A 25,339-nucleotide genomic window follows, 5' to 3' on the forward strand; every position below is an offset into this window, starting at 1 on the left:
ATTGACAGCTTCGGGAGAGCGTCAGGAACCGAGGTCGCGCCTGCTCCCTCGCGTTCCACCCGCGGGCATTTAATTTGCTGACTGCAAGCTGGTTTTCCCAGATTGACTGAGGCAGAAGCGACGGATTCCGCTCAGGCTACTGTTGTGCTGGCACTTTTTTAGAGAGCCCGACGGGCCCGGATGGGCGCCCTGGGCTACAAAGTGCAGTCCGTACAAAAAAACTTCTCGTCGCTGAGTCGCATGGCGGTCAGATAGCCGCCCCAAACGCAGCCGGTATCCAGTGCATAGACGTTGGCAGTGTCGGCGCGCCCTTCGAGAGCAGCCCAGTGGCCGAAGATGATTTTGTCGTTGCGGGTCTTCCGCTCCGGGTGGCTGAACCAGGGTCTGTAGCCATCGTGTTCGGCTTCCGGTCCGCGCTTGGTGACCAGGTCCAGCGTGCCATCGGCCTTGCAGAAACGCATGCGGGTGAAGTAATTGGTGATGGAGCGCAACCGTTCGATGCCGAGCAGGTGCTCGCTCCAGCAGTGTGGCTCGTTGCCGTACATGCCGTAGAAGTAGGCCTTGGCCATGGCGTCGTCCGCCAGCGCGCGGTGGACCTCTCGCGAGAGTTCCACGGCTTTGGTGATGCTCCACATCGGTGGGATGCCGGCATGGACCATGGTGAACCCCTTTTTGTGCACCACGAGCGGCAGGCCCTGCAGCCAGCTCAATAATTTGTCGGCGTCCTTGGCTCGCAGGATCCTGGCGAGGTCGTGTTCCTTGTCGGTCAGGCGCTTGGCGCCGTGGGCCAGTGCCAGCAGGTGCAGATCGTGGTTGCCCAGTACGGCAGTCACCTGGGCGCGGTGTTCGTAGAGGAAGCGCAGGGTGCTGAGGCTGTCGTGCCCGCGATGCACCATATCGCCAGCCAGCCAGAGCTTGTCCCGATCCGGCCGAAAGCGGATTTTGTCCAGCAGGCGCATGAGGGGCTCGAAACAGCCCTGAATGTCACCGATGGCGTAGGTGGCCAAAAAACTTCCCCTGCGTTCTTGTTTCGATACGGACTACTGGTCCAGCGTAGACAGGTAGTTGGCAAGCTCGACGAATTCCTTGACGCTCAGCGTCTCCGGCCGGCGGCTCGCATCTACCGGAAGTGCGGGTATATCGAGGTCTGGATACAGCGGTTTGATCGCGTTGCGCAGGGTTTTTCTGCGCTGTTGAAATGCCACGTTGACCAGCCGCTCCAGCAGTTCCTCGTTCTCTGCCGGATTGGGCAGGGTGGCATGAGGCACCAGGCGCACGATCGCCGAATCCACCTTCGGTGCCGGGCGGAACGACTGTGGTGGCACCGGGAACAGGCCCTGCACCCGGCAGTGGTATTGCACCATCACGCTGAGTCGCCCATAGGACTTGTTACCCGGTACTGCGCTCAGCCGATCCACCACCTCTTTTTGCAGCATGAAGTGCATATCGCGGATCTTGCCGCGGAAACCCAGCAAGTGGAAAAGTAGCGGTGTGGAGATGTTGTAGGGCAGGTTGCCGACAATGCGCAGCTGGCCGTTGCCGGCGAGGCTGCCAAAGTCGAATTTCAGGGCGTCCTGCTCGATGATGCTGAAATCGGGATAGTCGCGGAATTTAAACTGCAGCAGCGGGATCAGGTCCCGGTCCAGCTCCACCGCAGTGAGCGAAGGGCAGCGCTTCAGCAGCAGCTCGGTGATCGCACCCTGTCCCGGGCCGATTTCCACCAGTCGGTCATCTTCCTTCGGCGCGATGGCACGGACGATCCGCTCGATGATGTTTTCGTCGACCAGAAAATTCTGGCCGAAGCGCTTGCGCGCCTTGTGTTGGAAAAAATGATCCATAGGAAGAAATCTGTCTGTCTCTGGTGCAGTGCGGCTCAGAGAGCACGCAGCTCCGCCAGCTGTACTGCCTGGGCCAGGGCGGCGCGGAGGCTGCCACAGTCGGCCTCGTTTTGCCCGGCAATGTTGAGTGCGGTGCCGTGATCCACGGAGGTCCGGATGAAAGGGAGCCCCAGGGTGATGTTCACGGCGTGGCCGAATCCCTTGAATTTTAACACTGGCAGACCCTGGTCATGGTACATGGCCAGCACCGCATCGCAGCGGGCCAGTTGGGGCGGCGTGAACAGGGTGTCTGCGGGGAGGGGGCCGAGCAGGTGCAGGCCAAGGGCGCGCAGCCTGTCCAGGGCCGGCTCGATCACTTCGATCTCTTCCATGCCCAGGTGGCCTCCTTCACCCGCATGGGGATTCAGGCCACAGACGCCGATTCGCGGCTCGCTTATGCGGAACTGATCGCGCAGGCTGCGGTGCAGGACCAGGATCGTCTGTTCCAGCCGTTCGGTGGTAATGGCCGCACTGACGTCCTTCAGGGGCAGGTGTGTGGTCACCAGCGCTACGCGCAGTTCCCTGGCGGCCAGCATCATCACCACGCGCTCGACCCCGGCTTCTTCAGCGAACAGTTCGGTGTGGCCACTGAAAGGAATGCCGGCCTCGTTGATCACGCCCTTGTGTACCGGCCCGGTGACCAGGGCATCGAAGCGCCGCTGCAGGCAGCCATGGGCGGCAGTGCGCAGTGTTTCCAGCACAAAGGGTGCATTGGCGGGGTTGAGCCGGCCCGGCGTGGCCGGCTGCGCCAGTTTAATGGGCTGAATGTACAGGCCGCCGTCGGGGGTGTCCGCTGGCGGAGCATCCGCTTCGAACGGAATCAGTCGGAGGGGCAGGCCCATGCGTTCGGCCGCATCGGCGAGGAGGTCGGGATCTGACAGGGCGACGACCTGCACCGGGCCGTGGTGACCGTTGGCCCGGCCGCTGGCAAGTCGGACTGCCAGCTCCGGGCCTATGCCGGCGGGTTCGCCGGGTGTGAAAGCGATGCGGGGGATCATTGCTCGGCGCTGTCTGCGCTTTCGTCTTTGAGATCCGGCAGCTTGATGTCCACGTAGGCCTGGTCGCGGATTTCGCGACGCCAGTTCTGCAGCTCTTCCTCGTAGCGGCGATTGCGCAGCAGGTTGGAGGCCTGGTTGCGGATGTACTGTTCTGTCATGTCCTGGTTGCGCCGGCCGTCGACCCGCAGGATGTGCCAGCCAAACTGGGACTTGAACGGCATGCTGATTTCACCCACTGGAGTATTGTCCATGGCCTGAGTGAATTCCGGCACGAACTGGCCGGGCATGGACCAGCCCAGGTCGCCGCCGGCGAGCATGGTGCCGATATCCTCGGAGTGTTCCCGCGCCAGCTCGTCGAAAGAGGCGCCGTCCTCGATCTGCTTGCGCAGGTCGATCAACAGGTTATAGGCGGCGTCGTCATCGCGGATGGCGGAGGTTTTCACCAGGATATGGCGAACCTTGGTCTGTTCGACCACCTGTTCGTTGGAGCCGCGCTGGGCGTGGATCTTCAGCAGGTGGAAGCCCGCATCACTGCGGAACGGGTCGGTGACATCGCCAACCCCGCGCCCCTGCAGGGCGTCGGAGAACAGGGTGGGCAGTTCAACGGTCTTGCGCCAGCCCAGGTCGCCGCCGGAGAGTGCGTTCTGGCCGGCAGAGTTGGCGATGGCCAGCTGGCGGAAGTTGGCGCCGCTGCGTACCTGCTGGGCAAGCTGCTCGGCTTTCTCCCGCGCCCTGGTGACCTCGTCCGAGGGCGCGCTGGAGCTGACCGGAATCAGGATATGGCCCAGTTCGTACTGGGGCGATTTCCAGAACTCACCCTCCTTGGAGCGCAGGAAGTTGTCGATGTCCTGGTCGGTGATCTGGATGCGGCGGTTTACGCTGCCCTGCTCGACGCGGCGGATCAGCAGTTCATTGCGGATCTGCTGGCGGAAGGTCTTCATGGAGACCCCGTCGGCGGCGAGGCGCTCGCGGAACTGTTCCGGGCTGGCGCCGGCGTTCTGCATGACGCGGGCGATGGACTGGTCCAGTTCGGCATCGGAGACGGTGACACCCGCGCGGGCGGCCATCTGCAGTTGCAGTCGCTCGATGATCAGCTGCTCGAGCACCTGCCGGCGCAGCACATCAATCGGCGGTGCCTGCACATTCTGCGCCTGAATCTGCGCGGTGATGGTGTCCAGGCGCTGCTGTAGCTCGCTGGCCATGACTACGTCGTCATCCACGACGGCGACAACGCGGTCGAGCTTCTGTACCTGGGCCAGAGCGGGAGCGGCCATCACGGCACAGAGTGCCAGGGCGGGCAGCAGGGCCCGCTTGAGAGCGAATGCGGTCATTATTCTCATCACTGTTTCAGTTGTTCTCTCTGGTCGAAATTGGGAATGCCCTGACTGAGCATCCGGGTCACCGTGGTGCCAAGGCTGGCGAGTCCCTTGAGCTGGAACTCTATGTAAACACCCTCATCGAACTCAAGCTCCTCGGGGGAGACGACGTCTGCCAGGTCGTTGTCCAGGGTCCGGCGCCAGGCCAGCCGTACCATATAACAGCAGCTGTCATATTCGACGCCCGCCACGTATTCCAGTTCCCGATCGAATGTCAGGTCGTAGTTGGCCCGTGCCAGCAGGGCGGTGGTGGGCGATACCGGCAGCACCATGGAGGCGTCCACCTGGTCAATGGAGCCGCTGATCAGTTCGCCGTTCAGGTCTAGCACCTCGTTGCGCCGCAGGTAGCGGTAGCCCAGGTTGAACAGGCGGTAGTCATTGTCCAGGTAGCGCAGGCTGACATTGCCGCGGTTGAGCTCACCCTCGTCGTCATCGTAGATGAGTTCGCTGCTGATGCGCATGGACTGGATCGGGCGACTCTCCAGGCGGGCGGCAAACTCGGAGCGGGGCGCCTCCTCGACGATCCCGGTCAGGGTGGTCTCGCGGTCTTCCAGGTAGAAGATCTGCCCGCCGCTGAGGGCGAACAGGTCGCGGCCGCTGACCGGGTCGATGATGCGCGTGGTCAGACCCAGCGCCACCCGGTCGGTGTCGTCGATGCGGTCATTACCGGTGAAGCGGCTGTCGCGGAACAGCTGGTCGTAGCTGAAGGTGAACAGCGAGGTATCAAACAGCAGGTCGTTGCCGCCGTCCCCGGGGCTCGTGCTCACATTGGTGAAGTCGCCCTGGTCCGCCTTGGAGCTCACCAGGGTAAAGAAGCGCGGCTCCAGTGTCTGCACCAGGTCAAAACCGAACACGCTGGCATCGCGCTCGAAAAAGAGCCCGCTATCGAGGGTGAACTGCCCGGCGGAGGCCTCGGGGCTGTCGCTGGCCTCCGGGTTGAGGAACTGGTCGTCGATCTCGTAACCGAGGTAGCGGGCGGCAATACCGGGGGTGAAATAACCCCACAGCCATTGCTTGTCCCACTCCAGTTCGTAGTCCAGGCGCAGGCGGTCCGCATTGACGAAGTTGCGGCTGAGTTCAGTGATGCTGTCCGGGTCACCGACGTCGGCAATAAAGCGGATGGTCTGCTCGTCGTCGTGATCCCAGCGGGTGACCTCGTGATCCAGGCTCAGGGCCCAGTCGCCCCAGCGATAGTTGCCGTCGACATCCAGGCGCGGCAGCTGGCGATAGGTGTCGAACCGGTCCTTGACCAGTTGCTGGTAATCCTGCGCACGCAGGGTCGCAGTCCAGTTCTCGTTGAACAGGCTGACATCAGCGCGCTGGTTCAGGCTGGTTTCCGCCGAGACACTGAGGTTGGCGGTGTCCAGGTCGCGGAAGTAGTCGGGGTCGCTGACCTTGGCATAGTCGATGTTGGTGCGCCAGAAGGTACCGGCGGTTCCCTGTTGCTCGAAATTGACCAGCCAGCGGTCCTCACCCTTGGCCGGCAGCACCAGGTCTTCGGGAAAGCCCTGGCGGATCAGGTCCTGGGCATCCTCATCATCACCGCCTTTATCGTCGGGCAGGCCGGCTGCGCGCAGCTCACTGTTGAACAGCTGGCTCAGGTGGCGGACCTCGACCTCGGCGCCGGTGCCGCGATACTGGATGTAGCGGGGCACGATGGTGGCGTCCATCTGCGGAGCGATATTCCAGTAGTAGGGAATGGCGACATCCCAGCCATTTTCGTCACTGTTGCTGATGCTCGGGAACAGCAGGCCGGAGAGGCGTTCGCTGCCCACCGGAAAGCGCAGGTAGGGAAAATAGAACAGTGGCACATCCAGGATTTCGAGGCGCACGTTGCGCGCCACGCCCTGGCGCTCGACGTTGTCGATGTGAATCTCGCCACCGCGCATCTGCCAGACCACGTTGCCTGGCTCACAGCGGGTGTAGTTGCCATTGGTGAGTATCAGCTCGCCACTGGCCTCACGAGAGGCAAAGCTGGCGCTGCCGTGCACGAACTGGTCGTGGATCACGTAGGTGGCGTCCTCGATCTCAGCCGCCTGGCTGTCAGTCTGGATCTCCGCCGCGCGCCCCCGCACCAGCAGGTTCGGTTCGCGGATCTCGATGGCCCCGCGCAGTCTTGCCGTGCTCTCGTTGCGGTTGACGTCTACCTGATCCGCAAACAGCTGTCGGTAGCCCTGGGTGACGTGGACGCTGCCACGCAGGCGCGCGGTGCCGTCGTCCAGCCACTCGGAAGCGTCTGCCGTGGCGCGCAGCGGCGCCGTTTCCGGGGGCAGGTCCGCATCCGGGTAGTCCCGCGGCGGGGATACGAATGCGCCGCTGCACGCGGTCGGCCGGGCCGGCTGCATCCCCGGTGGCAACTGCCAGGCCGGCAGCCAGTCGAGGTAGAGGTAGGGGTTATAGTCGGGCGCCGTCTCCTCGGCCTGCGCCAGCGGCGTCAACGCATCGCGCGGGGCGGCGGTCTCCGCCCACAGGGGACCCGCAACGGCAAGCCCGGCAGCGCCGAGGGCGCCGAGTCCCAGGGTGCGCGGGCGGGAAATCTGTGCAATCGCCATGGCCAGGCGCTGCCAGCGGGAGGGTTCCAGCATCGGGTGATCGGTTCCGACTGTCGTTAGTGTTTCTTTCTGGGGGGAGCGCGCTGTCGCGCGCCAAAAAATCAGCCCGCAATTCTACTTGAATGTAGACACCGTTAACACTACGGCCCGAAGTGCATGCTGCGAACCTTCGTCGTCGGCCAGAGCGGCTAAACTGAGGGGCCGGAGCCGGGTGCGGTGGCCGAGTTGGCGCCAGATGCAACTTCCACGGCGCTCCGGTGGTCCAATCCCAAAGTGGACGCGCCGGTCCAGGATATGGCGAAATGGGGGCTTTTGCTGGACGGGGTGCTTGGCCCCGTTACAATGCGGCCCGTAACAGTTGGAGTAGCGGTGGCTCATGAGTGAGCGTTCGACAGATGCAGTGGATCAGCGGCGCGAGGCGTTGCGTGGCTGGGCCGGGCGCGTGCTCAAAGCCGGCGACAGCCTGACGCTGCAGTCGCTGGCGGGGGACGCGGGATTTCGGCGCTACTTCCGCACACTCACTGTTCCCAGTCTGATCGCGGTGGATTCCCCGCCTGCGCGCACCAACCCGGCCCGCTTTGTCGCGGTCGCGGATTATCTCCGCCGCTATGGCATTCATACGCCCATGGTCAGCGAGGCTGACGTTGAGCACGGCTTTATGCTGCTCGAGGACCTGGGCGATTGTCAGCTGCTCAGCATCCTGGACGAGGGCAGCGTCGAAGGCCTGTACGGAGAGGTGTTGAACGAACTGCTGTGCCTGCAGCAGATACCGCCCTGCGGGGACCTGTTTCCGCAGTACAGCCGCGAGCTGCTGCTGACCGAAATGCGTATCCTGCCGGAATGGCTGGCGGGGCAGCTGCTCGGCTATTCCCTCGATGAAGAGGAATCCGCTCTGCTGGAGCGTACTTTCGCCCAGCTTCTGGACTCCGCTACGGAGCAACCCCAGGTGCTGGTGCATCGGGACTATCACAGCCGCAACCTGATGGTGCGCGACGGAGAGCGCCCTGGCGTGGTGGACTTCCAGGACGCGGTATGGGGGCCGGTTACCTACGATCTGGTGTCCCTGTTGCGGGACTGCTATATCCGCTGGCCGCGGGAGCGGGTAGAGCGATGGGCGCTCTGCTATGCGGCCACTGCGCAGTCCGCCGGCATCCTGTCATCGGTGGATCAGAAGACCTTCCTGCGCTGGTTCGACTGGATGGGGCTGCAGCGCCATATCAAGGTGCTGGGACTGTTCCCGCGCCTGTGGCTGAGGGATGGTAAGCCGGGATACCTGCCGGATCTGCCCCTCGTCATCCGCTATACACTTGAGGTGGCTGCGCGCTACCCGGAGATGGCGCCCTTCGCCGACTGGTTCCGGCAGGCCCTGCTGCCGCGGATCGAGCGACAGAGCTGGTACCGTGACTATCGGACCGCCGGCGAACCGGGCGCTGCACTGCAAAGAATTCCCTGATGACCGCTGACGACAACACACAGATCCCGACGGCGATGGTGCTGGCGGCCGGTTTCGGCAAGCGCATGCGCCCGCTCACCGACCAGACCCCGAAGCCACTGCTGCAGGTGGCGGGCAAACCCCTGATCGAGCATGCCCTCGAGCGCCTCGTCGCCATCGGGGTGCGCCGGGTGGTGATCAACCTGGGCCACCTGGGGGAGAAGATCCGGGCACGGCTCGGCAATGGCGAGCGCTGGGGGCTGGATATCCGCTACTCGGTCGAGGTGGAACCCCTGGAAACCGCTGGCGGCATCATCAAGGCATTGCCGCTGCTGGGCGACGCCCCCTTTCTGGTGGTCAACGGTGATGTCTGGTGTGACTTCGATCTTTCCAGCTGGCTACGGCGTCCCCTGCCGGAATCCTGTCCCGGGCGGCTGCTGATGGTGCCGAACCCGCCCCACAATCCGGACGGGGACTTCGGGATCGACGACGGGCTGCTTTCTGGTACCGCGACACCCCGCTATACGTTTTCCGGCATCAGCTGGCTGCGCCCGGAGATGCTGACCGATTACCCGAAGGTCCGTCCCTGCTTCGGGCTCGGTGAGATCTTTGTCTACAACCAGGGGCACCTGCAGGCGGAGCTGTTTGAGGGTGACTGGTGTGACGTGGGCACACCGGAGCGGCTGCAGCGCCTGGATGCGCGCCTGCGCGGCAGTGTGGCCTGAAGTCGGCGGCAGTTTTCCGGTACACTCCCGGCTCCAAGCCCCTGCCAGGGGCATCATGCACTGGGAATACTGCTCATGACGGATTTCAAGATTGCCCCCTCCATTCTCTCCGCCAACTTCGCCCGCCTCGGTGAGGAAGTGGACGCTGTGCTGGAAGCCGGCGCCGACTGGGTGCATTTCGATGTGATGGACAATCACTACGTTCCCAATCTCACCATCGGCCCCATGGTGTGCCAGGCCCTGCGCAAGCACGGCGTCAAGGCGCCCATCGATGTGCACCTGATGGTGGAGCCGGTGGACGAGATGATCCGCATGTTTGCCGATGCCGGTGCCACCTACATCACTTTCCATCCGGAAGCTTCACGCCATGTGGACCGCTCCCTGCAGCTGATCCAGAGCCTGGGCTGTAAGGCGGGACTGGTACTCAACCCGGCCACGGGCCTGGATTCGGTCCGTTACGTGATGGACAAGCTGGACATGCTGTTGCTGATGTCCGTGAACCCCGGCTTCGGCGGCCAGAAGTTTATCCCCGCCACCCTGTGCAAGCTGAGGGAGGCACGCAAGCTGATCGATGACTCCGGCCTGGATATCCGCCTGGAGATCGACGGCGGCGTGACCCGCAGCAATATCGCCGAAATCGCCGCTGCTGGAGCAGATACCTTCGTCGCCGGTTCCGCTATCTTCAATGCGGATGACTACGGGGAAGTAATCTCGGCCATGCGCGCGGCGCTGGAAAATTAGTTTTCTGTCCTAGGGCCCGGTGGCGGCAGTCGTGTGCTTGTCCGCCCGGGGCTGGCTTTGTAAACTTGGCGGCTCGTAAAACGAGGCAGTCCCGTGAACCCACTCGTCCCCCACATCAGCAGCTGGCGATGGCGCCGCTGACCCGCTGAGGCCCGCACGAACGAGCGAGCCGCTTTCCCCGCGGGCGGAGTCTGTCTGGACCGTCCGTGTTGCAAATACCCCAGGGTATTACTTCGGTAAGAACTACCAGAGCATCCGGAGTCGTCATGACACCCAGCGAATACAGTCAACTTGCGTCCGCGGGCTACAACCGAATTCCCCTCGTGCGGCGCGTGCTGGCGGACATCGAAACACCGCTTTCCACCTATCTGAAGCTGGCGGCCGGGCGCCACAGCTACCTGTTGGAATCCGTGCAGGGCGGTGAGAAGTGGGGGCGCTATTCCATCATCGGCCTGCCGGCGCGCACCCTGCTGAAAGTGCGTGGGCACGAGGTGACCGTAGAGACTGATGGTCAGGTTACCGAGCAGCATGAGAGTCCGGACCCGCTGGCCTTCGTGGAAGAATTCCAGCAGCGCTACCGGGTGCCGGAAATCGAGGGGCTGCCGCGCTTCAATGGCGGGCTGGTGGGCTATTTCGGCTATGACTGCGTGCGCTACATCGAGCCGCGCCTGGCCGATTCGGCGCCGCCGGATACCCTCGGCACCCCGGATATCCTGCTGATGGTGAGTGACGAGCTGGTGGTATTCGACAACCTGGCCGGTGCGGTGATCTTTATCGTGCATGCCAATCCGGAACTGGATGGCGATTTCGAGCGCGCCCAGCAGCGCCTCGACGCGCTGGTGGCAAAGCTCGCCCAGCCATTGCCGGACACGGTGCCGCTGGACCTGGATGGGGCGGGGCTCGACGAGAGTGCTTTCCGCTCCCACTTCGGCGAGGCCGAATTCAAGCACGGTGTGGACAGGGTCAAGGAGTACATCCTTGCCGGCGACGTGATGCAGGTGGTGCCGTCACAGCGGCTGTCGGCGCCGTTTGCGGCGCCGCCGCTGAACCTTTACCGGGCACTGCGCAGCCTCAACCCGTCCCCCTATATGTATTTCCTCGACCTTGGCGATCATCAGGTGGTGGGTTCCAGCCCGGAGATCCTGGTGCACCTGGAAGAGGGTGACATGACCGTGCGCCCGCTTGCCGGCACCCGCCGTCGCGGTGCCACCGAGGCAGAGGACGAGGCGCTGGAACGGGAGTTGCTCGCCGATCCGAAGGAGATCGCCGAGCACCTGATGCTGATTGACCTGGGGCGCAATGATGTCGGGCGCGTGGCCGAGACCGGCAGTGTGAAAGTGACCGAGCAGATGGTGGTGGAGCGCTACTCCCACGTGATGCACATTACCTCCAATGTCACCGGGCGCCTCAAGGCGGGCCTCTCCGGTATCGACGCCCTGCGCGCGGCGCTGCCTGCGGGCACACTCTCCGGTGCCCCCAAGATCCGCGCGATGGAGATCATCGACGAGCTGGAGCCAGAGAAGCGGGGCATCTATGGCGGCGCGGTGGGCTACCTGGCCTGGAACGGCAATATGGATACGGCCATCGCCATCCGTACTGCAGTGATCAAGGACGGCCAGGTTTTCGTCCAGGCCGGCGCAGGCCTGGTGGCGGACTCGGATCCGCAGGCGGAGTGGGACGAGACAATGAACAAAGCCCGGGCCCTGTTCCGGGCTACGGCCATGGCCACCGCCGACAGTGCGCGGCGCGGGCAGTTTGAGGTAGAGCATCATGAGTGAAGTATCGGCGCGGCCGATGTTGTCGCTGGCGGAATTGTGCCAGCGGGTTGTCGCAGCCCCTCTGTTCAATCAGGTGATCATCGGTCTGATCCTGCTGAACGGCGTTGCCATCGGTCTGGAGACTTCCGCCTGGGTCACCGAGCGCTTCGGCGATCTGTTACATGGGGTCAACCAGTTGATCCTCGCCGCTTTCGTGGTGGAGGCGCTGGTGAAGATGGCGGCCCACGGCAACCGGCCCTGGCGCTATTTCGCCAGTGGCTGGAACTGTTTCGATTTCACCATCATCGCCCTGAGCCTGATACCCGCGGCGGGGCCGCTGGCCACGGTAGCGCGTCTGGTGCGGGTGCTACGGGTATTGCGCCTGGTATCCGCTTTCCCGGAGTTGCGCCTGCTGGTGGATACCCTGCTGCGGAGCCTGCCCAGCATGTTCCATATTGCGCTGCTGATGGGGATCATCTTTTATATATATGGTGTTGCTGGTTACTTCCTTTTCCATGAGACGGATCCGACCCACTGGCGTAGCTTGCCGATTGCCCTGTTGAGCCTGTTTCGCATTGTCACGTTCGAAGACTGGACCGACATCATGTACACCGCCATGGAGGCGATGCCCTGGGCGTGGGTGTATTTTGTGAGCTTCGTGGTCATGGGAGCCTTCGTGATGATCAACCTGTTCATCGGGGTGGTACTGAACAATCTTGAGGAGGCAAAGTTGCGCCGGCTGGACGAGCTGCAGCTGCCCCCGAGCCAGACCGAAATACTCCGTGAACTGCGCGCTACCCAGGAAGCGCTGGCCCGCCTGCAGAAGCGGATGCAGGACATTCCGGCCCCGGTGGCCGACAAGACGCCCGGAGGAACCGCGTCATGATTCTGATGATCGACAACTACGACTCCTTTACCTGGAACGTGGTGCAGTACATGGCCGAGCTGGGTGCGGACGTGCAAGTGAAGCGTAACGACGAGATTTCCGTGGAGGAGATCGAGGCGCTGGCACCGGAAAAGATCGTCATCTCACCGGGACCCTGTACACCCAACGAAGCCGGAATTTCCCTCGACACGATTCGCCGTTTTGCCGGGCGCATCCCCATTCTGGGCATCTGCCTCGGGCACCAGAGTATCGGCCAGGTATTCGGCGGCCGGGTCGTGCGTGCGGGCGAGGTAATGCATGGCAAGACCTCCCCCATCGTGCACAACAACCTGGGGGTGTTTCACAACCTGTCAAACCCGTTCGAGGCCACCCGCTACCATTCCCTGGTGGTGGAGAAGGGCAGCCTGCCGGATTGCCTCGAGGTCACCGCCTGGACTGAGACCGAGGACGGCGAGATTGACGAGATCATGGGCCTGCGCCACCGGGAGCTGGCAGTGGAAGGGGTACAGTTTCATCCCGAGTCCATTCTCACGCAGCACGGCCACGACATGCTGCGCAACTTCCTCGAGTCCTGATACGGCCCGGGGCTATCCGCTAATAACAATGAGGGGAGGGGTATGCTGATTCAGGAAGCCATCGCCAAGCTGGTGGACAACACGCACCTCAGCCGCGCCGAAATGCGCGAAGTCATGGGTCAGATCATGCGCGGTGAGGCGGAAGACGCCCAGATCGCCGGCCTGTTGGTGGCACTGCGGATCCGCGGTGAAACCGTCGACGAGATCACCGGTGCAGTGGAAACCATGCGCGAGCTGGCCATTCAGGTGCCGCTGCAGCAGGAAAGTGCGGTGGATATCGTCGGCACCGGTGGTGACGGCGCCAATCTGTTCAATGTGTCGAGTGCGGCGAGCTTTGTCGCTGCTGCCGCCGGTGCCCACGTCGCCAAACACGGCAACCGCTCCGTTTCCTCCAGCAGCGGTGCCGCTGACCTGCTGGAGCGGGCTGGCATCTACCTGGAGTTGGACGCGTCGCAGGTTGCGCGCTGTATCGACACCATCGGCGTGGGCTTTATGTTTGCCCCCTCTTTTCACCGCGCGGTGCGCTTTGCCGTGGGTCCGCGCAGGGCGCTGGGCATGCGCACGATCTTCAACCTGCTGGGACCGTTGACCAACCCGGCCGGCGTCAAGCGCCAGGTAATCGGTGTCTACGACCGGGCCTACTGCCGCATGCTGGCAGAGGTGCTGCAGACTCTGGGCTCCGAGCACGTGCTGGTCCTGCACAGTGAGGATGGCCTGGATGAGATGAGCCTTGCCGCAGATACCTTTGCCGTTGAACTCAAGGACGGAGAACTGCGTGAGAAAACCCTGCGTCCGGAGGATTTCGGTATCGAGCGCCGCAGCCTCGAGGGATTGGGAGTGGATGGCGCCACGCAGTCCCTGGCCCTGATCGAGGATGCGCTGGGCAAGCGCTCGACCGCGGTGGCAGACAAGGCCGCCGATCTGATTGCACTGAACGCGGGCCTGGCGATCTATGTCAGCGGCGTGGCGGATTCCGCCGAGCAGGGCGTTGCCATGGCACAGGATGCGATCGCCAGTGGCCTCGCTGCGGAGAAGATCAAGGACCTGGCTGCCTTCACCAGTGCTTTCCGGCCCGAGGAGGTGGATCAGTGAGTACCCCGACCATCCTGAAGACCATCATTGAGAGAAAGTGGCAGGAAGTCGAAGCGCGCAGCCGGCTGGCCCCTGTCGGAGAACTGCGGGATCGCGCTCTTCACCAGGCGCCGGCGCGCGGGTTCGTCGCCGCCATTGAGAACAAGATCAACGCTGGCGAGGCGGCAGTCATCGCGGAGATCAAGAGGGCCTCACCGAGCAAAGGGGTGATCCGCGAGGATTTCATTCCCGCTGAGATCGCCACCAGTTACGAGAAAGGTGGTGCGGCCTGCCTGTCGGTGCTTACCGACGTGGACTTCTTTCAGGGGGCTGATGCCTACCTGCAGCAGGCCCGAGCGGCTGTGCGCCTGCCGGTGCTGCGCAAGGACTTCACCGTCGATCCGTACCAGGTCTATGAGGCGCGGGCCATTGGTGCTGACTGCATCCTCTTGATCGCCGCCTGCCTGGAGGACGGCCAGATGCGCGACCTCAACGGCCTGGCCCAGGAGCTCGGCCTGGATGTGCTGGTCGAGGTGCACGATGGCGAGGAGCTGGAGCGGGCACTGGCGTTACCGAACCGCCTGATTGGTATCAACAATCGGAACCTGCACAATTTCGAGGTGCACTTGGAGACCACCTTCCAGCTGCTGGACCGCATCCCCGATGATCGTATCGTGGTGACGGAGAGCGGTATCCATACCACTGATGATGTGGCGGCCATGCGTGGTCACGACGTGCACGCCTTTCTGGTGGGTGAGGCCTTTATGCGTGAGGATGAACCCGGGCGGCGCCTGGTGGAGATGTTCAACTGACCGGCATGCCGTAGAAGAAAACAGAAAGGGCGACCATTGGTCGCCCTTTCTTTTGCTCGGGACAAAGTGTTCCCGAATCGCCCCTGGGCGGGCTCCTGTCAGCGCGTGCCGTAAACCACCATGGTCTTGCCCTTCACCGAGACCAGGCCCTGCTCTTCGAGGGTCTTCAGCACCCGACCTACCATTTCACGGGAGCAGCCGACGATGCGGCCGATTTCCTGACGGGTGATCTTGATTTGCATGCCCTCGGGGTGGGTCATGGCATCCGGCTCATTGCACAGGTCCAGCAGGGTGCGGGCAACGCGCCCGGTGACATCCAGGAACGCCAGATCGCCCACCTTGCGGGTGGTATTGCGCAGCCGGCCGGCCATCTGGGTGGCCAGTGCAAACAGGAATTCCGGGTGCTGGCGGCTCAGCTCCTGGAACTTGCTGTAGGAGATTTCTGCCACCTCGCATTCGGTCTTGGTGCGGACCCAGGCGCTACGGGTATCCTGGTCAAACAGACCCATCTCACCGAAAAAGTCGCCATCGTTCAGGTAGGCGACAATCATCTCGCGACCCTCATCGTCCTCGATCAGCACGGTGACCGAGCCACGCATGATGAAATAGAGGGACTCGCAGCGGTCACCAGCGTAGATGATGGTGCTCTTGGCCGGGTAGCGGCGGCGATGGCAGTGGGCGAGGAAGTCCTCGATATTGCCGGTGGAAAGGGGTTCTTCGGTAGCAACCGTCACGGATCTACTCCTTATTGTTCACTCTTATGTCCGACCCAGACCTGAAAGCGTATGCATGGCGGATTATGACGCGAAAAACCCGCTCCCGACAGGGGTCTTGGCCGGTAAAGCGCCGCAGTGTGACCTGTTACGCCCTGACAGTGCCAATAGACCCCCCGTTCGCGAGGAAGTTCAATGGCGCGCCAGTAGCCTGCTCTTTGGTGGCCTGATTCCGCCACTATAACGGAAAATTGCTACCGGGAGGTTGCTGTGGGCTTCTGTGCTAAGCTTCGCCGCCTGCCATGGGCAGGTGATAACAGAAACTGCAACGTTGAGGAGAGGATGCATGCAGGGCAAAGTGACGTGGGTGGACGGCCTGATGTTCGTGGGCGAGGCTGGCAGCGGCAACTCTGTGGTGATGGAGGGGGGCGAGAAGAACAATGGCATCCGCCCGATGGAGATGATCCTGCTGGGCGTTGGTGGCTGTGCCTCTTACGACGTGGTTTCCATCCTCAAGAAAGCCCGCCAGGACGTCATTGGCTGCCACTGTGAATTAAACGGTGTGCGCCCGGATGCAGTGCCGGCCCCGTTCGAGCGCATCGAGATGGAATTCGTGGTGCGCGGTCGCGACATCAAGGAGGCTCAGGTGGCGCGGGCGGTGGAACTCTCTGCGGAAAAGTATTGCTCCGCATCCATCATGCTGCGCAACGCGGGTGTGGAAATTGTCCACAGTTTCCGCATCGAGGAGATCTGATCCGCAACCTGTCCGGGGCGCCAGGCGCCCCGGTGGTCAGAACCGGTAACTGAGGCTGGTCATCACTTTGGAGACCAGTGTCATCACTCCCCTGACCGGCGCCGGGAAGCGGGTACCGCCGGCTTCCAGGGCGGCGTGGCCGTGTTCCTCTTCGTCGATCCGCATCTGCTCCACCACGGCGCGGCTCTTTGCGTCCTGCGCTGGCAGCCGCTGCAGGTGACTCTCCAGGTGCTTGCACACCTGCTCCTCGGTGGCGGCCACGAATCCCAGGCTGACCCGGTCGCTGATCTTGCCCGCTGCCGCACCGAGACCGTATGAGAGCCCGTACCAGAGCGGGTTGAGCAGGCTTGGACGGCTGTCCAGTTCGCGCAGCCGCTGATCGCACCAGGCCAGGTGATCGATCTCCTCGTCTGCTGCGCGCTCCATTTCACCACGCACCTCCGGTAGCCTGGCGGTCAGCGCCTGACCCTGGTAGAGCGCCTGCGCACAGACTTCGCCGCTGTGATTGACCCGCATCAGGCCCGCCGCGTGGCGTCGCTCCGAGTCGCTCAACTCGGCTTCCTGGACGCTCTGGGCCGGGGAGGGACGGCCGTGGCTGGGGGTGCCGGGGCTCAGGGTCCTCAGGGCGCGGTCGGCCTGAATCAGCAGCCGGTCGAGGCCGGTCAGTCTGCGCTCGCTCATCGCAACATACTCACTGTTCGCAATCAATCGGGAGCAAGGGCGGCAATGCCGCCCTGCCATCGGATCAGCTCTGCTCCCGCTCTACCGCACGATAGCCAATATCCTTGCGATAGAACACCCCGTCCCAGTGCACGGCCTTGGCGCACTGATAGGCATTGGCCTGGGCTTCCGCAACGGTATCACCCAGGGCGGTGGCACAGAGTACGCGCCCGCCGCTGGTCACCACGCGCTCGCCGTCCAGTGCCGTGCCGGCATGGAAAATCTTGGCGTTGTCGCTGTCGGCGCGATCCAGACCGGAAATGGCATCACCCTTGCGGTAGCTGCCCGGATAGCCGTTTGCCGCCAGTACGACGCCCAGGGCCGGCCGGCTATCCCAGTCGGCGGTGACCCGGTCCAGTTTCCTGTCCAGCGCAGCCTGGCAAAGTTCCACCAGGTCAGACTTGAGCCGCATCATGATCGGCTGGGTTTCCGGGTCGCCGAAGCGGCAGTTGTACTCGATCACGCGGGGCTCACCGTCCTTGTCGATCATCAGACCGGCGTACAGGAAGCCGGTGTAGGGCATGCCCTCGTCGGCCAGACCCTTGACGGTGGGCTCGATCACCTTGGTCATGATGCGCTGGTAAACGTCGTCGGTGACCACCGGCGCCGGGGAGTAGGCTCCCATGCCGCCGGTATTGGGGCCGGTGTCACCGTCACCGACACGCTTGTGATCCTGGCTGGTGGCCATCGGCAGGATGTGCTCACCGTCCACCATGACGATAAAGCTGGCTTCCTCACCGGCGAGGAATTCCTCGATCACCACGCGGCAGCCAGCATCGCCGAAAGCATTGCCGGATAGCATGTCGCGCACCGCCAGCTCCGCCTGCTCCTCGCTCTCGGCGACGATCACACCCTTGCCGGCGGCCAGGCCGTCGGCCTTGACCACAATAGGGGCCCCTTTTTCACGAATGAACTCAAGCGCCGGCTCCACTTCGGTGAAGTTGCCGTAATCGGCGGTGGGGATCTGGTGGCGCTGCAGGAAATCCTTGGTGAAGGCCTTGGAGCCCTCCAGCTGGGCTGCACCTTTGCTGGGGCCGAAGATGGCCAGGCTCCGGCCGTTGAAGAAGTCGACGATACCGTCAACCAGCGGTGCTTCCGGCCCGACGATGGTCAGCTCCACGTTGTTGGCTTCGGCGAAGTCCGCCAGGGCGGAGAAGTTGTCGACGCCGATGGCGACGTTCTGCAGTTTGGGCTCGCGGGCGGTGCCGGCGTTGCCCGGGGCGACGAACACGGTTTCCACCGCCGGGTTCTGGGCGGCTTTCCAGGCCAGGGCGTGCTCGCGGCCGCCGGCGCCAATAACCAGTATGTTCATTCCGGGATCCCCCTCTTGAAGGCGTTGAAATCAAAGGATGCGCTATTCTAGCCCGGAAACCGGGCGGGCAAGAAAAAGCCGGCCCGCAGGGGCCGGCTTGCGAGAAGTACCGGTCAGTGACGGAAGTGCCGCATGCCGGTGAAGACCATGGCCATGCCGTGTTCATCGGCGGCCGCGATCACTTCCTCATCGCGGATGGAACCGCCGGGCTGGATCACGCAGCTGATCCCTACGGCGGCGGCGTTGTCGATACCGTCGCGGAACGGGAAGAAGGCATCGGAAGCCATTACCGACCCCTGCACCTCGAGGCCGGCGTGCTCGGCCTTGATGGCGGCAATGCGGGCAGAGTTCACGCGGCTCATCTGGCCTGCGCCGACGCCGATGGTGCGCCCGTCCTTGCCGTAGACAATGGCGTTTGATTTCACGAACTTGGCCACTTTCCACGTGAACAACAGGTCGCGGACTTCTGCCTCGGTTGGCTGGCGCTTGCTCACCACCTTGAGGTCTGTGGCGGTGATGATGCCATCATCGCGGTCCTGTACCAGCAGCCCGCCGTTGACGCGCTTGTAGTCCAGCGCCGGCTGGCGCTGTTCGCTCCACTGGCCGCAGACCAGCAGGCGCACATTCTTCTTCTCGGCCACGGCAGCGCGGGCTTCCTCCGAGACCGACGGGGCGATGATCACCTCGACGAACTGGCGGTCGACGATGGTCCTGGCGGTCTCGCCGTCCAGCTCGCGGTTGAAGGCGATGATGCCACCGAAAGCGGATTCGGTATCAGTGGCGAAGGCCAGGTCGTAGGCTTTACCGATCGTATCGGCGATGGCCACGCCACAGGGGTTGGCATGCTTGACGATCACGCAGGCAGGCTCGTTGAATGCCTTGACGCACTCGAGTGCCGCATCGGTGTCGGCGATATTGTTGTAGGACAGCTCCTTGCCCTGCAGCTGCTCGGCGGTGGCGATGCTGGCCTCGGCCGGGTTGGCTTCGACGTAGAAAGCCGATTTCTGGTGCGGGTTCTCGCCGTAGCGCAGATCCAGTTTCTTGATGAACTGGCTGTTGAAGGTGCGCGGGAACGGCTGCTTCTCACCGTCCTTGATGGCACCCAGGTAGTTGGCGATGGCGCCGTCGTACCCGGCGGTGTGCTCGAAGGCTTTTACCGCCAGGTCGAAGCGGCTGGCCTGGCTCAGGGCGCCGTCACCGGCTTTCATCTCGGCGATGATGCCGCCGTAGTCGGAGGCGTTCACCACGATGGCCACGTCTTTGTGGTTCTTGGCCGCCGCACGCACCATGGTCGGGCCGCCGATGTCGATGTTCTCGATCGCGTCCGGCAGGGTGCAGTCGGGCTTGGCGACGGTCTGAGCGAAGGGGTAGAGATTCACCACTACCATGTCGATGGGGGTGATGCCGTGCTCGGACATGACTGAATCGTCGGTGCCACGGCGACCGAGGATGCCGCCGTGTACCTTGGGGTGCAGGGTTTTGACGCGCCCGTCCATCATCTCCGGGAACCCGGTGTAGTCGGAGACTTCCACCACCGGGATGCCGGCGTCCTTGAGCTGGCGATGGGTGCCGCCGGTGGAGAGAATTTCCACGCCCATGGCGGAGAGTTCCCGGGCGAATTCCACGATTCCGCTTTTATCTGAAACGCTGATCAGCGCGCGGCGAATCGCAACCTTGTCAGTCATAGCAATTGGTCCGTTTGGGTTTCTGAAAAGGGTAGCTTTCCCTGGCTCAGGTCAGGGAGAGGAATGGCTGCCGGTGGGCTGTGTAAAAGCCCAGCCCCGGAAATGGGGATCCGGTCAGCAGCTGGCGGCAAAATTCCTGTCGCCAGCAAATAGCGAGGGGGGATGAGTAACCTCATCCCCCCTCAAGGTATTCGGCGGTAGGCGCCGCTGTTACTTACAGCAGCCCGTAGCGCTTGAGCTTCTTGCGCAGCGTGCCGCGGTTCAGGCCCAGCAGTTGCGCGGCGCGGGTCTGGTTGTGACGGGTGTACTTCATCACCACTTCCAGCATCGGTGCCTCGATTTCAGACAGAACCATGTCGTAAACGTCGGTCACCATCTGGCCATCCAGGTGACGGAAGTAGTTTTCCATCGCCTGCTCAACCGCATCGCGCAGCGACTGCTGCTGAGGCTGTGCCAGTTGAGTCTGTCCCCCGGTGGGCGCCTCTTCACTGTTGGCGTCCGGAATCAGTGCTTCGTTATTCATGCCGCTTGTGCCCCTCTATTTATTCGGCGTTCAAACCAAGTCTGAACGCTGGCATGTTGTGCTTCTGCGCATTCCAATTGGAGAAAGGTCTTGCGAAAGGACTCGCTCCCCGCGAGTGTCTTCAGGTACCACCCGACGTGCTTCCGGGCGATACGGACCCCCATCACTTCACCGTAGAAACGGTGCAATTCGCCCAGGTGGGCGAGCAAAATATCCCTGACTTCTTCCAGTGAGGGTTCGGGAAGCCGCTCGCCGGTGGCGAGGTAATGGGCAATTTCCCGAAAGATCCATGGCCGTCCCTGTGCTGCACGGCCGATCATGACTGCAGCGGCACCGGTGTAGTCGAGCACTTCACGCGCCCGCTCTGGACCGGTGATGTCACCATTGGCGAAAACCGGAATTTTCACCCTGGATACGATGTCGGCAATGGTATCGAATTCAGCCTGACCGTGGTAGCCACAGGCCCTGGTGCGGCCGTGAACTGCCAGTGCCGAGATACCGATGTCCTCTGCCATTCTGGCCACAGTGACGCCGTTGCGCGAGTCCGGACACCAGCCGGTACGGATTTTCAGCGTCACAGGTACTGAGACGGACTGGACTACGCTTTCCAGAATATCCGCGACCAGTTTTTCGTCTCGCAGCAGGGCTGACCCCGCTGCTTTCTTGCAAACTTTCTTTGCCGGGCAGCCCATATTGATATCAATGATCTGGGCGCCGCGGCGCACGTTTTCACGCGCAGCCTCTGCCATCATCTCCGGGTCGCCGCCGGCGATCTGCACCGAGATGGGGGCAGTTTCGCCGCTGTGGTCGAGCCGGAAACGGGATTTGCGGCTGTTCCACAGGCGGGTGTCCGAGGTGACCATCTCCGAAACCACCAGGCCTGCGCCGAGCTTCCGGCACAGTTGCCGGAATGGACGGTCGGTAACACCGGCCATTGGGGCCAGGATTACCGGGTTGCCGATAGCATAGGGGCCGATGGCAATGTTGCTGGACACGTCTCGCTCCGCGTATTTGGCGCCAAGAGAGCCGCAGTCCCGCAGGGGATGGCTCGAACAAAGAGCGGCCTATGATAGCGGCTGCTCTGCAAATGGAAAAGCGAAAAAGCGCGCAATCTGGTTGCCTGTTGCGCGTTTAGGGTGAGTATTGCGCAGCTTTTGCTGAAAAATACGCCGAAATTGCGCCTTTCTCACTGTTGCGCGGGGGCTATCCGCAGCTGATAGTTCACTGCCTCGGGGCCGGGATCGACGATTTCCAGCCCGATATGCACCGGACTGCCTGTGGGCATCTGTTTGCGACCTGCCAGTTCTCCCTGAAGGTAATCTCTCGGGGCAAATATGCGGCTCGCCACGGGGCGGTCCTTCAAGTCGCTGAATGTGAGCAGCAGGGCCGGAAACGGCTGGTCAAATTCCGCCGTATTGAGCAGCACCGCATCCACTACCAGTGCCCCCTCCAGTTCGGAATGGCTGCGCACCACCAGGTTGGAAGTGCGGATGGCACCGGTATCGATCAGTTGCGGCAACTCGCAGCCGATGTGCGGACACAGCTGACCATAAAAGGCACGCCAGGGCTCGCGCTTGCTGAGGGTATCGAAGCGGAAGAAAGCCGTTTGTGCCAATAGTGCGGTGGCAAGTACCAGGGCGATCAGCCACCACAGCCAGCCCGGCATCCGGCGGTCCCGCTCCGGCTGCCATCGCACTTCCAGCGGCGCAGGTTCGATCGAGGAGATCAGTTGCTCGCGCTGCGGTCTGGTGTTGACCACCTCTGCAGCCGTGTCGGATCCCCGGGCTGTGGCCCGGGCGTGCGATTCTATCTCGTGCAGGCGCTCTGACAGCGGGTCGCGCTCTGCTGGACGCCGGTGGGAGCCAGGGGGCTGTTTTGCCCGCGGCAGGTCATCCAGTGGTACGCCCCAGGGGTCGTCCTTGTCATCGTCATCCGCCGGCAGGAAGCCCGGGTCATCGTCCTCGTCGTCATTCTCCTGCCGGTCTTCGCCGGCTGCCCCGGAGAATTCCTGCCAGTGGCTGTCGCCAAAGGCGTCACCGATCAGCGGCTCGTCACCGGCTGCGCTCTCGGAAGAGGCGGGCTCCGCGGGGACGGTGGGAGGCGCCGGCTCGTCGTCTTCGCCATCCAGCTGAATATCGTCATGGATCAGGAAGTCGTCGTCCTCGAGCAGGGCCTCCAGGTCCCTCTGCGCGCCGGGGCTGCTTTCGCTGAAGACAATGTTTTCGTCTGCGCGGAAAACCTGCAGGCAGGAGCCGCAGCGCACGGCACCGCGGGCTGCACGCAGCTGTTCTTCATTGACGTGAAAGGAAGTGCTGCAATGGGGGCAGCGGGTAACCAGTTGCGACATGTAGATATGATGGTCTTTGGACGATAGCCAAGTCTATCAGTCCGCCACCCGGCGGTGTAAGAGTCTGTGCGCGCGTGTAAGTGCTTACCCGGTTCGCTAGCGGATGCGGGTGCCGGACAGGCAGGCCCAGTCATCCTTGCAGGTGTCCTGATCGAAATCCACCTGGCCTTCATAGGCAGCGCGTACCTGCGCCGCCTGTGAGGCGAGGACACCGGACAGACACAGCCGCCCACCGACGCGGGTAAGTGCCAGAAGCTGTGGGGCCAGATCCACCAGCGGGCCGGCCAGGATGTTGGCCAGCATGATGTCAGCTGGCTCATCGGGCATCTGTTCCGGCAGGTAGACCGGGAAGCGTTCGGGAGGCACGTTGTTGCGGGCCGCATTTTCGCGGCTGGCCAGCAGTGCCTGGGGATCGATATCGGTGCCGCGGGCTTCATCGGCGCCGAGCAGCAGGGCGGCGATGCCGAGAATGCCGGAACCGCAGCCGAAATCGATAACGCTCTTGCCGGAGACCGGCTCGCGGGAGAGCCACTGCAGGCAGAGAAACGTCGTGGGGTGGGTGCCGGTGCCGAAGGCGAGTCCCGGATCCAGCATCAGGTTCACAGCCTTTGGGTCCGGTGGTGCGCACCAGCTGGGGCAGATCCACAGTTGCTCGCCGCACTGGATGGGCTGGTAGTGGGACATCCACTCACGCTCCCAGTCCTTGTCTTCCAGCTGCTCCCAGCGCGCATTGGGCAGCGGTTCGCAGAGGAAGGACGCTGCCCTGGCTTCGGTCACGGCGGTGTCCACCTCGGCATCGAACAGACCGGTGACCCGTGTCTGATCCCAGAGTGGAACTTCACCCAGGCCCGGTTCCAGAATCGGCTGGTCCGCATTGTCCTGCAGGGTGACCGAGACGGCGCCGGCGAAGAGCAGGGCGTCCTCGATACGTTCCGCCTGTTCGCGGTTGGTGTCTACGCGCAGTTGCAGCCACGGCATGGATACTTCTCCAATCTGGCCCGGGTCAAGGATGGGCGGATGAGGCTCGTCGTCCGGTTCCGCAGCGGAGTATGGCGGGATGGTGGAGGGTGTGCAAAGGCGAGATGCGGAAGGCACGGGAACAGGGCGCCGTTACCGGCGCCCTGCGGGGGCGATTACAGGCCGAGCTTCTTCTCGAGGTAGTGAATGTTCACGCCGCCCTGGGCAAAAGCCGCGTCGTTGACCAGGTCCACCTGCAGGGGGATGTTGGTCTTGATGCCGTCGACGATCAGCTCCGAGAGGGCCACGCGCATACGCGCCAGTGCGGCTTCCCGGCTCTCCGCATGGGTAATCACCTTGGCGATCATGGAGTCGTAATTCGGCGGCACCGAGTAGCCGGAGTACAGATGCGAATCCACCCGCACGCCCAGCCCACCGGGAGCGTGAAAGTTGTTCACCTTGCCGGGGCTGGGGAAGAAGGTCTTCGGGTCCTCGGCATTGATACGGCATTCAAAGGAATGGCCGCGGATAACGATGTCTTCCTGCTTGAGGGAGAGCTTTTCCCCGGCGCAGACGCGGATCTGCTCCTTGATCAGGTCGACACCGGTCACCATCTCGCTGACCGGGTGCTCCACCTGGATGCGGGTGTTCATCTCGATGAAGTAGAAGCGCTCGTCCTCGTACAGGAACTCGAAGGTGCCGGCGCCGCGGTAGCCGATATCGATACAGGCCTGGACACAGGACTCCTGGACGTCGCGGCGCACCTTGTCCGGAATGCCCGGTGCCGGCGCCTCTTCAAGGACCTTCTGGTGCCGGCGCTGCAGGGAGCAGTCGCGGTCGCCCAGATGAATCGCGTTGCCCTGGCCGTCGGACATCACCTGGATTTCCACATGGCGCGGGTTCTGGAGAAACTTCTCCATGTAGACCGTATCGTCGCCAAAGGCCGCCTTGGCCTCGGACTTGGTCAGGGAGATGGCGTTCAGCAGTGCAGCCTCGGTGTGAACGACGCGCATGCCGCGACCGCCACCACCCGCTGCGGCCTTGATGATCACCGGGTAGCCGACCTTGCGGCCGATTTCCAGGCAGCGCTCAGCATTTGCGGGCAGGGGGCCATCGGAGCCGGGCACCGTGGGTACGCCGGCTTTTTTCATCGCAGCAATGGCGGATACCTTGTCACCCATCAGGCGGATCACGTCCGCATCCGGACCGATGAAGGTAAAACCGCTTTTTTGTACCTGCTCGGCGAAGTCTGCGTTTTCCGCCAGGAAGCCGTAGCCCGGGTGAACGGCAACGGAGTCGGTGATCTCCATGGCAGAAATGATCGCTGGGATATTCAGGTAACTCTGCGGCGACGGGTTGGGACCAATGCAAACGGCCTCGTCGGCGAGCCGGACGTGTTTCAGGTCGCGGTCCACCTGTGAGTGGACGGCGACCGTGGAGATGCCCATCTCCTTGCAGGCGCGCAGGATGCGCAGGGCAATCTCGCCGCGGTTGGCTATCAGTACTTTATCAAACATGCCGATTCA

General features: G+C 63.0%; 23 protein-coding genes. 9 read left to right on the plus strand and 14 right to left on the minus strand.

Annotated features, from left to right (window positions below; genetic code table 11):
- Positions 1-194 precede the first annotated feature (194 nt).
- The 5 genes from LVD12_RS15230 to LVD12_RS15250 are packed head-to-tail and all read right to left on the minus strand — an operon-like array spanning position 195 to position 6,836.
- Positions 195-1,007, minus strand: coding sequence for a symmetrical bis(5'-nucleosyl)-tetraphosphatase (locus LVD12_RS15230; RefSeq protein WP_237068580.1), 813 nt, complete (start codon positions 1,005-1,007; stop codon positions 195-197).
- A 33-nt stretch (positions 1,008-1,040) separates the two neighbouring features.
- Positions 1,041-1,838: a 16S rRNA (adenine(1518)-N(6)/adenine(1519)-N(6))-dimethyltransferase RsmA gene (gene rsmA / locus LVD12_RS15235; protein WP_237068581.1), complete on the minus strand. Its 798-nt coding sequence runs from the start codon at positions 1,836-1,838 to the stop codon at positions 1,041-1,043.
- Positions 1,839-1,873: 35 nt separating this feature from the next.
- Positions 1,874-2,875 carry a 4-hydroxythreonine-4-phosphate dehydrogenase PdxA gene (gene pdxA / locus LVD12_RS15240; RefSeq protein WP_237068582.1) on the minus strand — a complete coding sequence of 334 codons (1,002 nt, stop codon included), beginning with the start codon at positions 2,873-2,875 and terminating at the stop codon, positions 1,874-1,876.
- Positions 2,872-4,206: a peptidylprolyl isomerase gene (locus LVD12_RS15245; RefSeq protein ID WP_237068583.1), complete on the minus strand. Its 1,335-nt coding sequence runs from the start codon at positions 4,204-4,206 to the stop codon at positions 2,872-2,874. Before LVD12_RS15245 ends, pdxA begins: the two co-directional genes overlap by 4 nt.
- 8 nt (positions 4,207-4,214) lie before the next feature.
- On the minus strand, positions 4,215-6,836 hold the full coding sequence (locus LVD12_RS15250) for an LPS-assembly protein LptD (protein WP_237068584.1): 2,622 nt from the start codon (positions 6,834-6,836) through the stop codon (positions 4,215-4,217).
- Positions 6,837-7,179: 343 nt separating this feature from the next.
- On the opposite strand from LVD12_RS15250, the gene LVD12_RS15255 reads away from it, so the two are divergent.
- The 8 genes from LVD12_RS15255 (at position 7,180) to trpC (ending at position 14,802) form a co-directional block, all read left to right on the plus strand.
- Positions 7,180-8,256: an aminoglycoside phosphotransferase family protein gene (locus LVD12_RS15255; protein WP_237068585.1), complete on the plus strand. Its 1,077-nt coding sequence runs from the start codon at positions 7,180-7,182 to the stop codon at positions 8,254-8,256.
- Positions 8,256-8,960, plus strand: coding sequence for an N-acetylmuramate alpha-1-phosphate uridylyltransferase MurU (gene murU, locus LVD12_RS15260; protein WP_237068586.1), 705 nt, complete (start codon positions 8,256-8,258; stop codon positions 8,958-8,960). Before LVD12_RS15255 ends, murU begins: the two co-directional genes overlap by 1 nt.
- Positions 8,961-9,035: 75 nt before the next feature.
- The gene (rpe, locus tag LVD12_RS15265; RefSeq protein ID WP_237068587.1) at positions 9,036-9,701 is read left to right on the plus strand and encodes a ribulose-phosphate 3-epimerase; all 666 of its coding nucleotides are present in this window, start codon (positions 9,036-9,038) and stop codon (positions 9,699-9,701) included.
- Between the two features lie 266 nt (positions 9,702-9,967).
- Positions 9,968-11,479, plus strand: coding sequence for an anthranilate synthase component I (trpE, locus tag LVD12_RS15270; RefSeq protein WP_237068588.1), 1,512 nt, complete (start codon positions 9,968-9,970; stop codon positions 11,477-11,479).
- Positions 11,472-12,344 (plus strand): ion transporter, encoded by an 873-nt coding sequence (locus LVD12_RS15275; RefSeq protein WP_237068589.1) that lies wholly within the window; start codon positions 11,472-11,474, stop codon positions 12,342-12,344. Before trpE ends, LVD12_RS15275 begins: the two co-directional genes overlap by 8 nt.
- Positions 12,341-12,919 carry an anthranilate synthase component II gene (locus LVD12_RS15280; protein ID WP_237068590.1) on the plus strand — a complete coding sequence of 193 codons (579 nt, stop codon included), beginning with the start codon at positions 12,341-12,343 and terminating at the stop codon, positions 12,917-12,919. The genes LVD12_RS15275 and LVD12_RS15280 overlap by 4 nt, the downstream gene beginning before the upstream one ends.
- A 42-nt stretch (positions 12,920-12,961) precedes the next feature.
- The gene (gene trpD, locus LVD12_RS15285; RefSeq protein WP_237068591.1) at positions 12,962-14,011 is read left to right on the plus strand and encodes an anthranilate phosphoribosyltransferase; all 1,050 of its coding nucleotides are present in this window, start codon (positions 12,962-12,964) and stop codon (positions 14,009-14,011) included.
- The gene (gene trpC / locus LVD12_RS15290; RefSeq protein WP_237068592.1) at positions 14,008-14,802 is read left to right on the plus strand and encodes an indole-3-glycerol phosphate synthase TrpC; all 795 of its coding nucleotides are present in this window, start codon (positions 14,008-14,010) and stop codon (positions 14,800-14,802) included. The genes trpD and trpC overlap by 4 nt, the downstream gene beginning before the upstream one ends.
- A 98-nt stretch (positions 14,803-14,900) precedes the next feature.
- Here the strand turns inward: trpC and crp are convergent, their stop codons facing one another.
- Positions 14,901-15,536 (minus strand): cAMP-activated global transcriptional regulator CRP, encoded by a 636-nt coding sequence (gene crp / locus LVD12_RS15295; protein ID WP_067084141.1) that lies wholly within the window; start codon positions 15,534-15,536, stop codon positions 14,901-14,903.
- Between the two features lie 325 nt (positions 15,537-15,861).
- Here crp and LVD12_RS15300 point away from each other — a divergent pair, with 325 nt between their 5' ends.
- Positions 15,862-16,269: an OsmC family protein gene (locus LVD12_RS15300; RefSeq protein WP_237068593.1), complete on the plus strand. Its 408-nt coding sequence runs from the start codon at positions 15,862-15,864 to the stop codon at positions 16,267-16,269.
- Positions 16,270-16,305: 36 nt separating this feature from the next.
- Here the strand turns inward: LVD12_RS15300 and coq7 are convergent, their stop codons facing one another.
- From coq7 to accC, 8 genes are all read right to left on the minus strand, one after another.
- Positions 16,306-16,950: a 2-polyprenyl-3-methyl-6-methoxy-1,4-benzoquinone monooxygenase gene (gene coq7, locus LVD12_RS15305; RefSeq protein ID WP_237068594.1), complete on the minus strand. Its 645-nt coding sequence runs from the start codon at positions 16,948-16,950 to the stop codon at positions 16,306-16,308.
- Between the two features lie 64 nt (positions 16,951-17,014).
- Positions 17,015-18,301, minus strand: coding sequence for a phosphoribosylamine--glycine ligase (gene purD, locus LVD12_RS15310; protein ID WP_237068595.1), 1,287 nt, complete (start codon positions 18,299-18,301; stop codon positions 17,015-17,017).
- A 113-nt stretch (positions 18,302-18,414) separates the two neighbouring features.
- On the minus strand, positions 18,415-19,986 hold the full coding sequence (gene purH, locus LVD12_RS15315) for a bifunctional phosphoribosylaminoimidazolecarboxamide formyltransferase/IMP cyclohydrolase (RefSeq protein WP_237068596.1): 1,572 nt from the start codon (positions 19,984-19,986) through the stop codon (positions 18,415-18,417).
- Positions 19,987-20,200: 214 nt separating this feature from the next.
- Positions 20,201-20,509, minus strand: a complete 309-nt coding sequence (gene fis, locus LVD12_RS15320) for a DNA-binding transcriptional regulator Fis (RefSeq protein WP_237068597.1) — start codon at positions 20,507-20,509, stop codon at positions 20,201-20,203.
- Positions 20,506-21,504: a tRNA dihydrouridine synthase DusB gene (gene dusB, locus LVD12_RS15325; RefSeq protein ID WP_369413396.1), complete on the minus strand. Its 999-nt coding sequence runs from the start codon at positions 21,502-21,504 to the stop codon at positions 20,506-20,508. The genes fis and dusB overlap by 4 nt, the downstream gene beginning before the upstream one ends.
- A 191-nt stretch (positions 21,505-21,695) precedes the next feature.
- The gene (locus LVD12_RS15330; RefSeq protein WP_237068598.1) at positions 21,696-22,856 is read right to left on the minus strand and encodes a DUF3426 domain-containing protein; all 1,161 of its coding nucleotides are present in this window, start codon (positions 22,854-22,856) and stop codon (positions 21,696-21,698) included.
- A 96-nt stretch (positions 22,857-22,952) separates the two neighbouring features.
- Positions 22,953-23,834, minus strand: coding sequence for a 50S ribosomal protein L11 methyltransferase (gene prmA / locus LVD12_RS15335; RefSeq protein WP_237068599.1), 882 nt, complete (start codon positions 23,832-23,834; stop codon positions 22,953-22,955).
- 155 nt (positions 23,835-23,989) lie between these two features.
- The gene (gene accC, locus LVD12_RS15340; RefSeq protein ID WP_237068600.1) at positions 23,990-25,330 is read right to left on the minus strand and encodes an acetyl-CoA carboxylase biotin carboxylase subunit; all 1,341 of its coding nucleotides are present in this window, start codon (positions 25,328-25,330) and stop codon (positions 23,990-23,992) included.
- Positions 25,331-25,339 lie beyond the last annotated feature (9 nt).

The organism is Microbulbifer guangxiensis (assembly GCF_021729075.1).
Classification (GTDB): Bacteria; Pseudomonadota; Gammaproteobacteria; order Pseudomonadales; family Cellvibrionaceae; genus Microbulbifer; species Microbulbifer guangxiensis.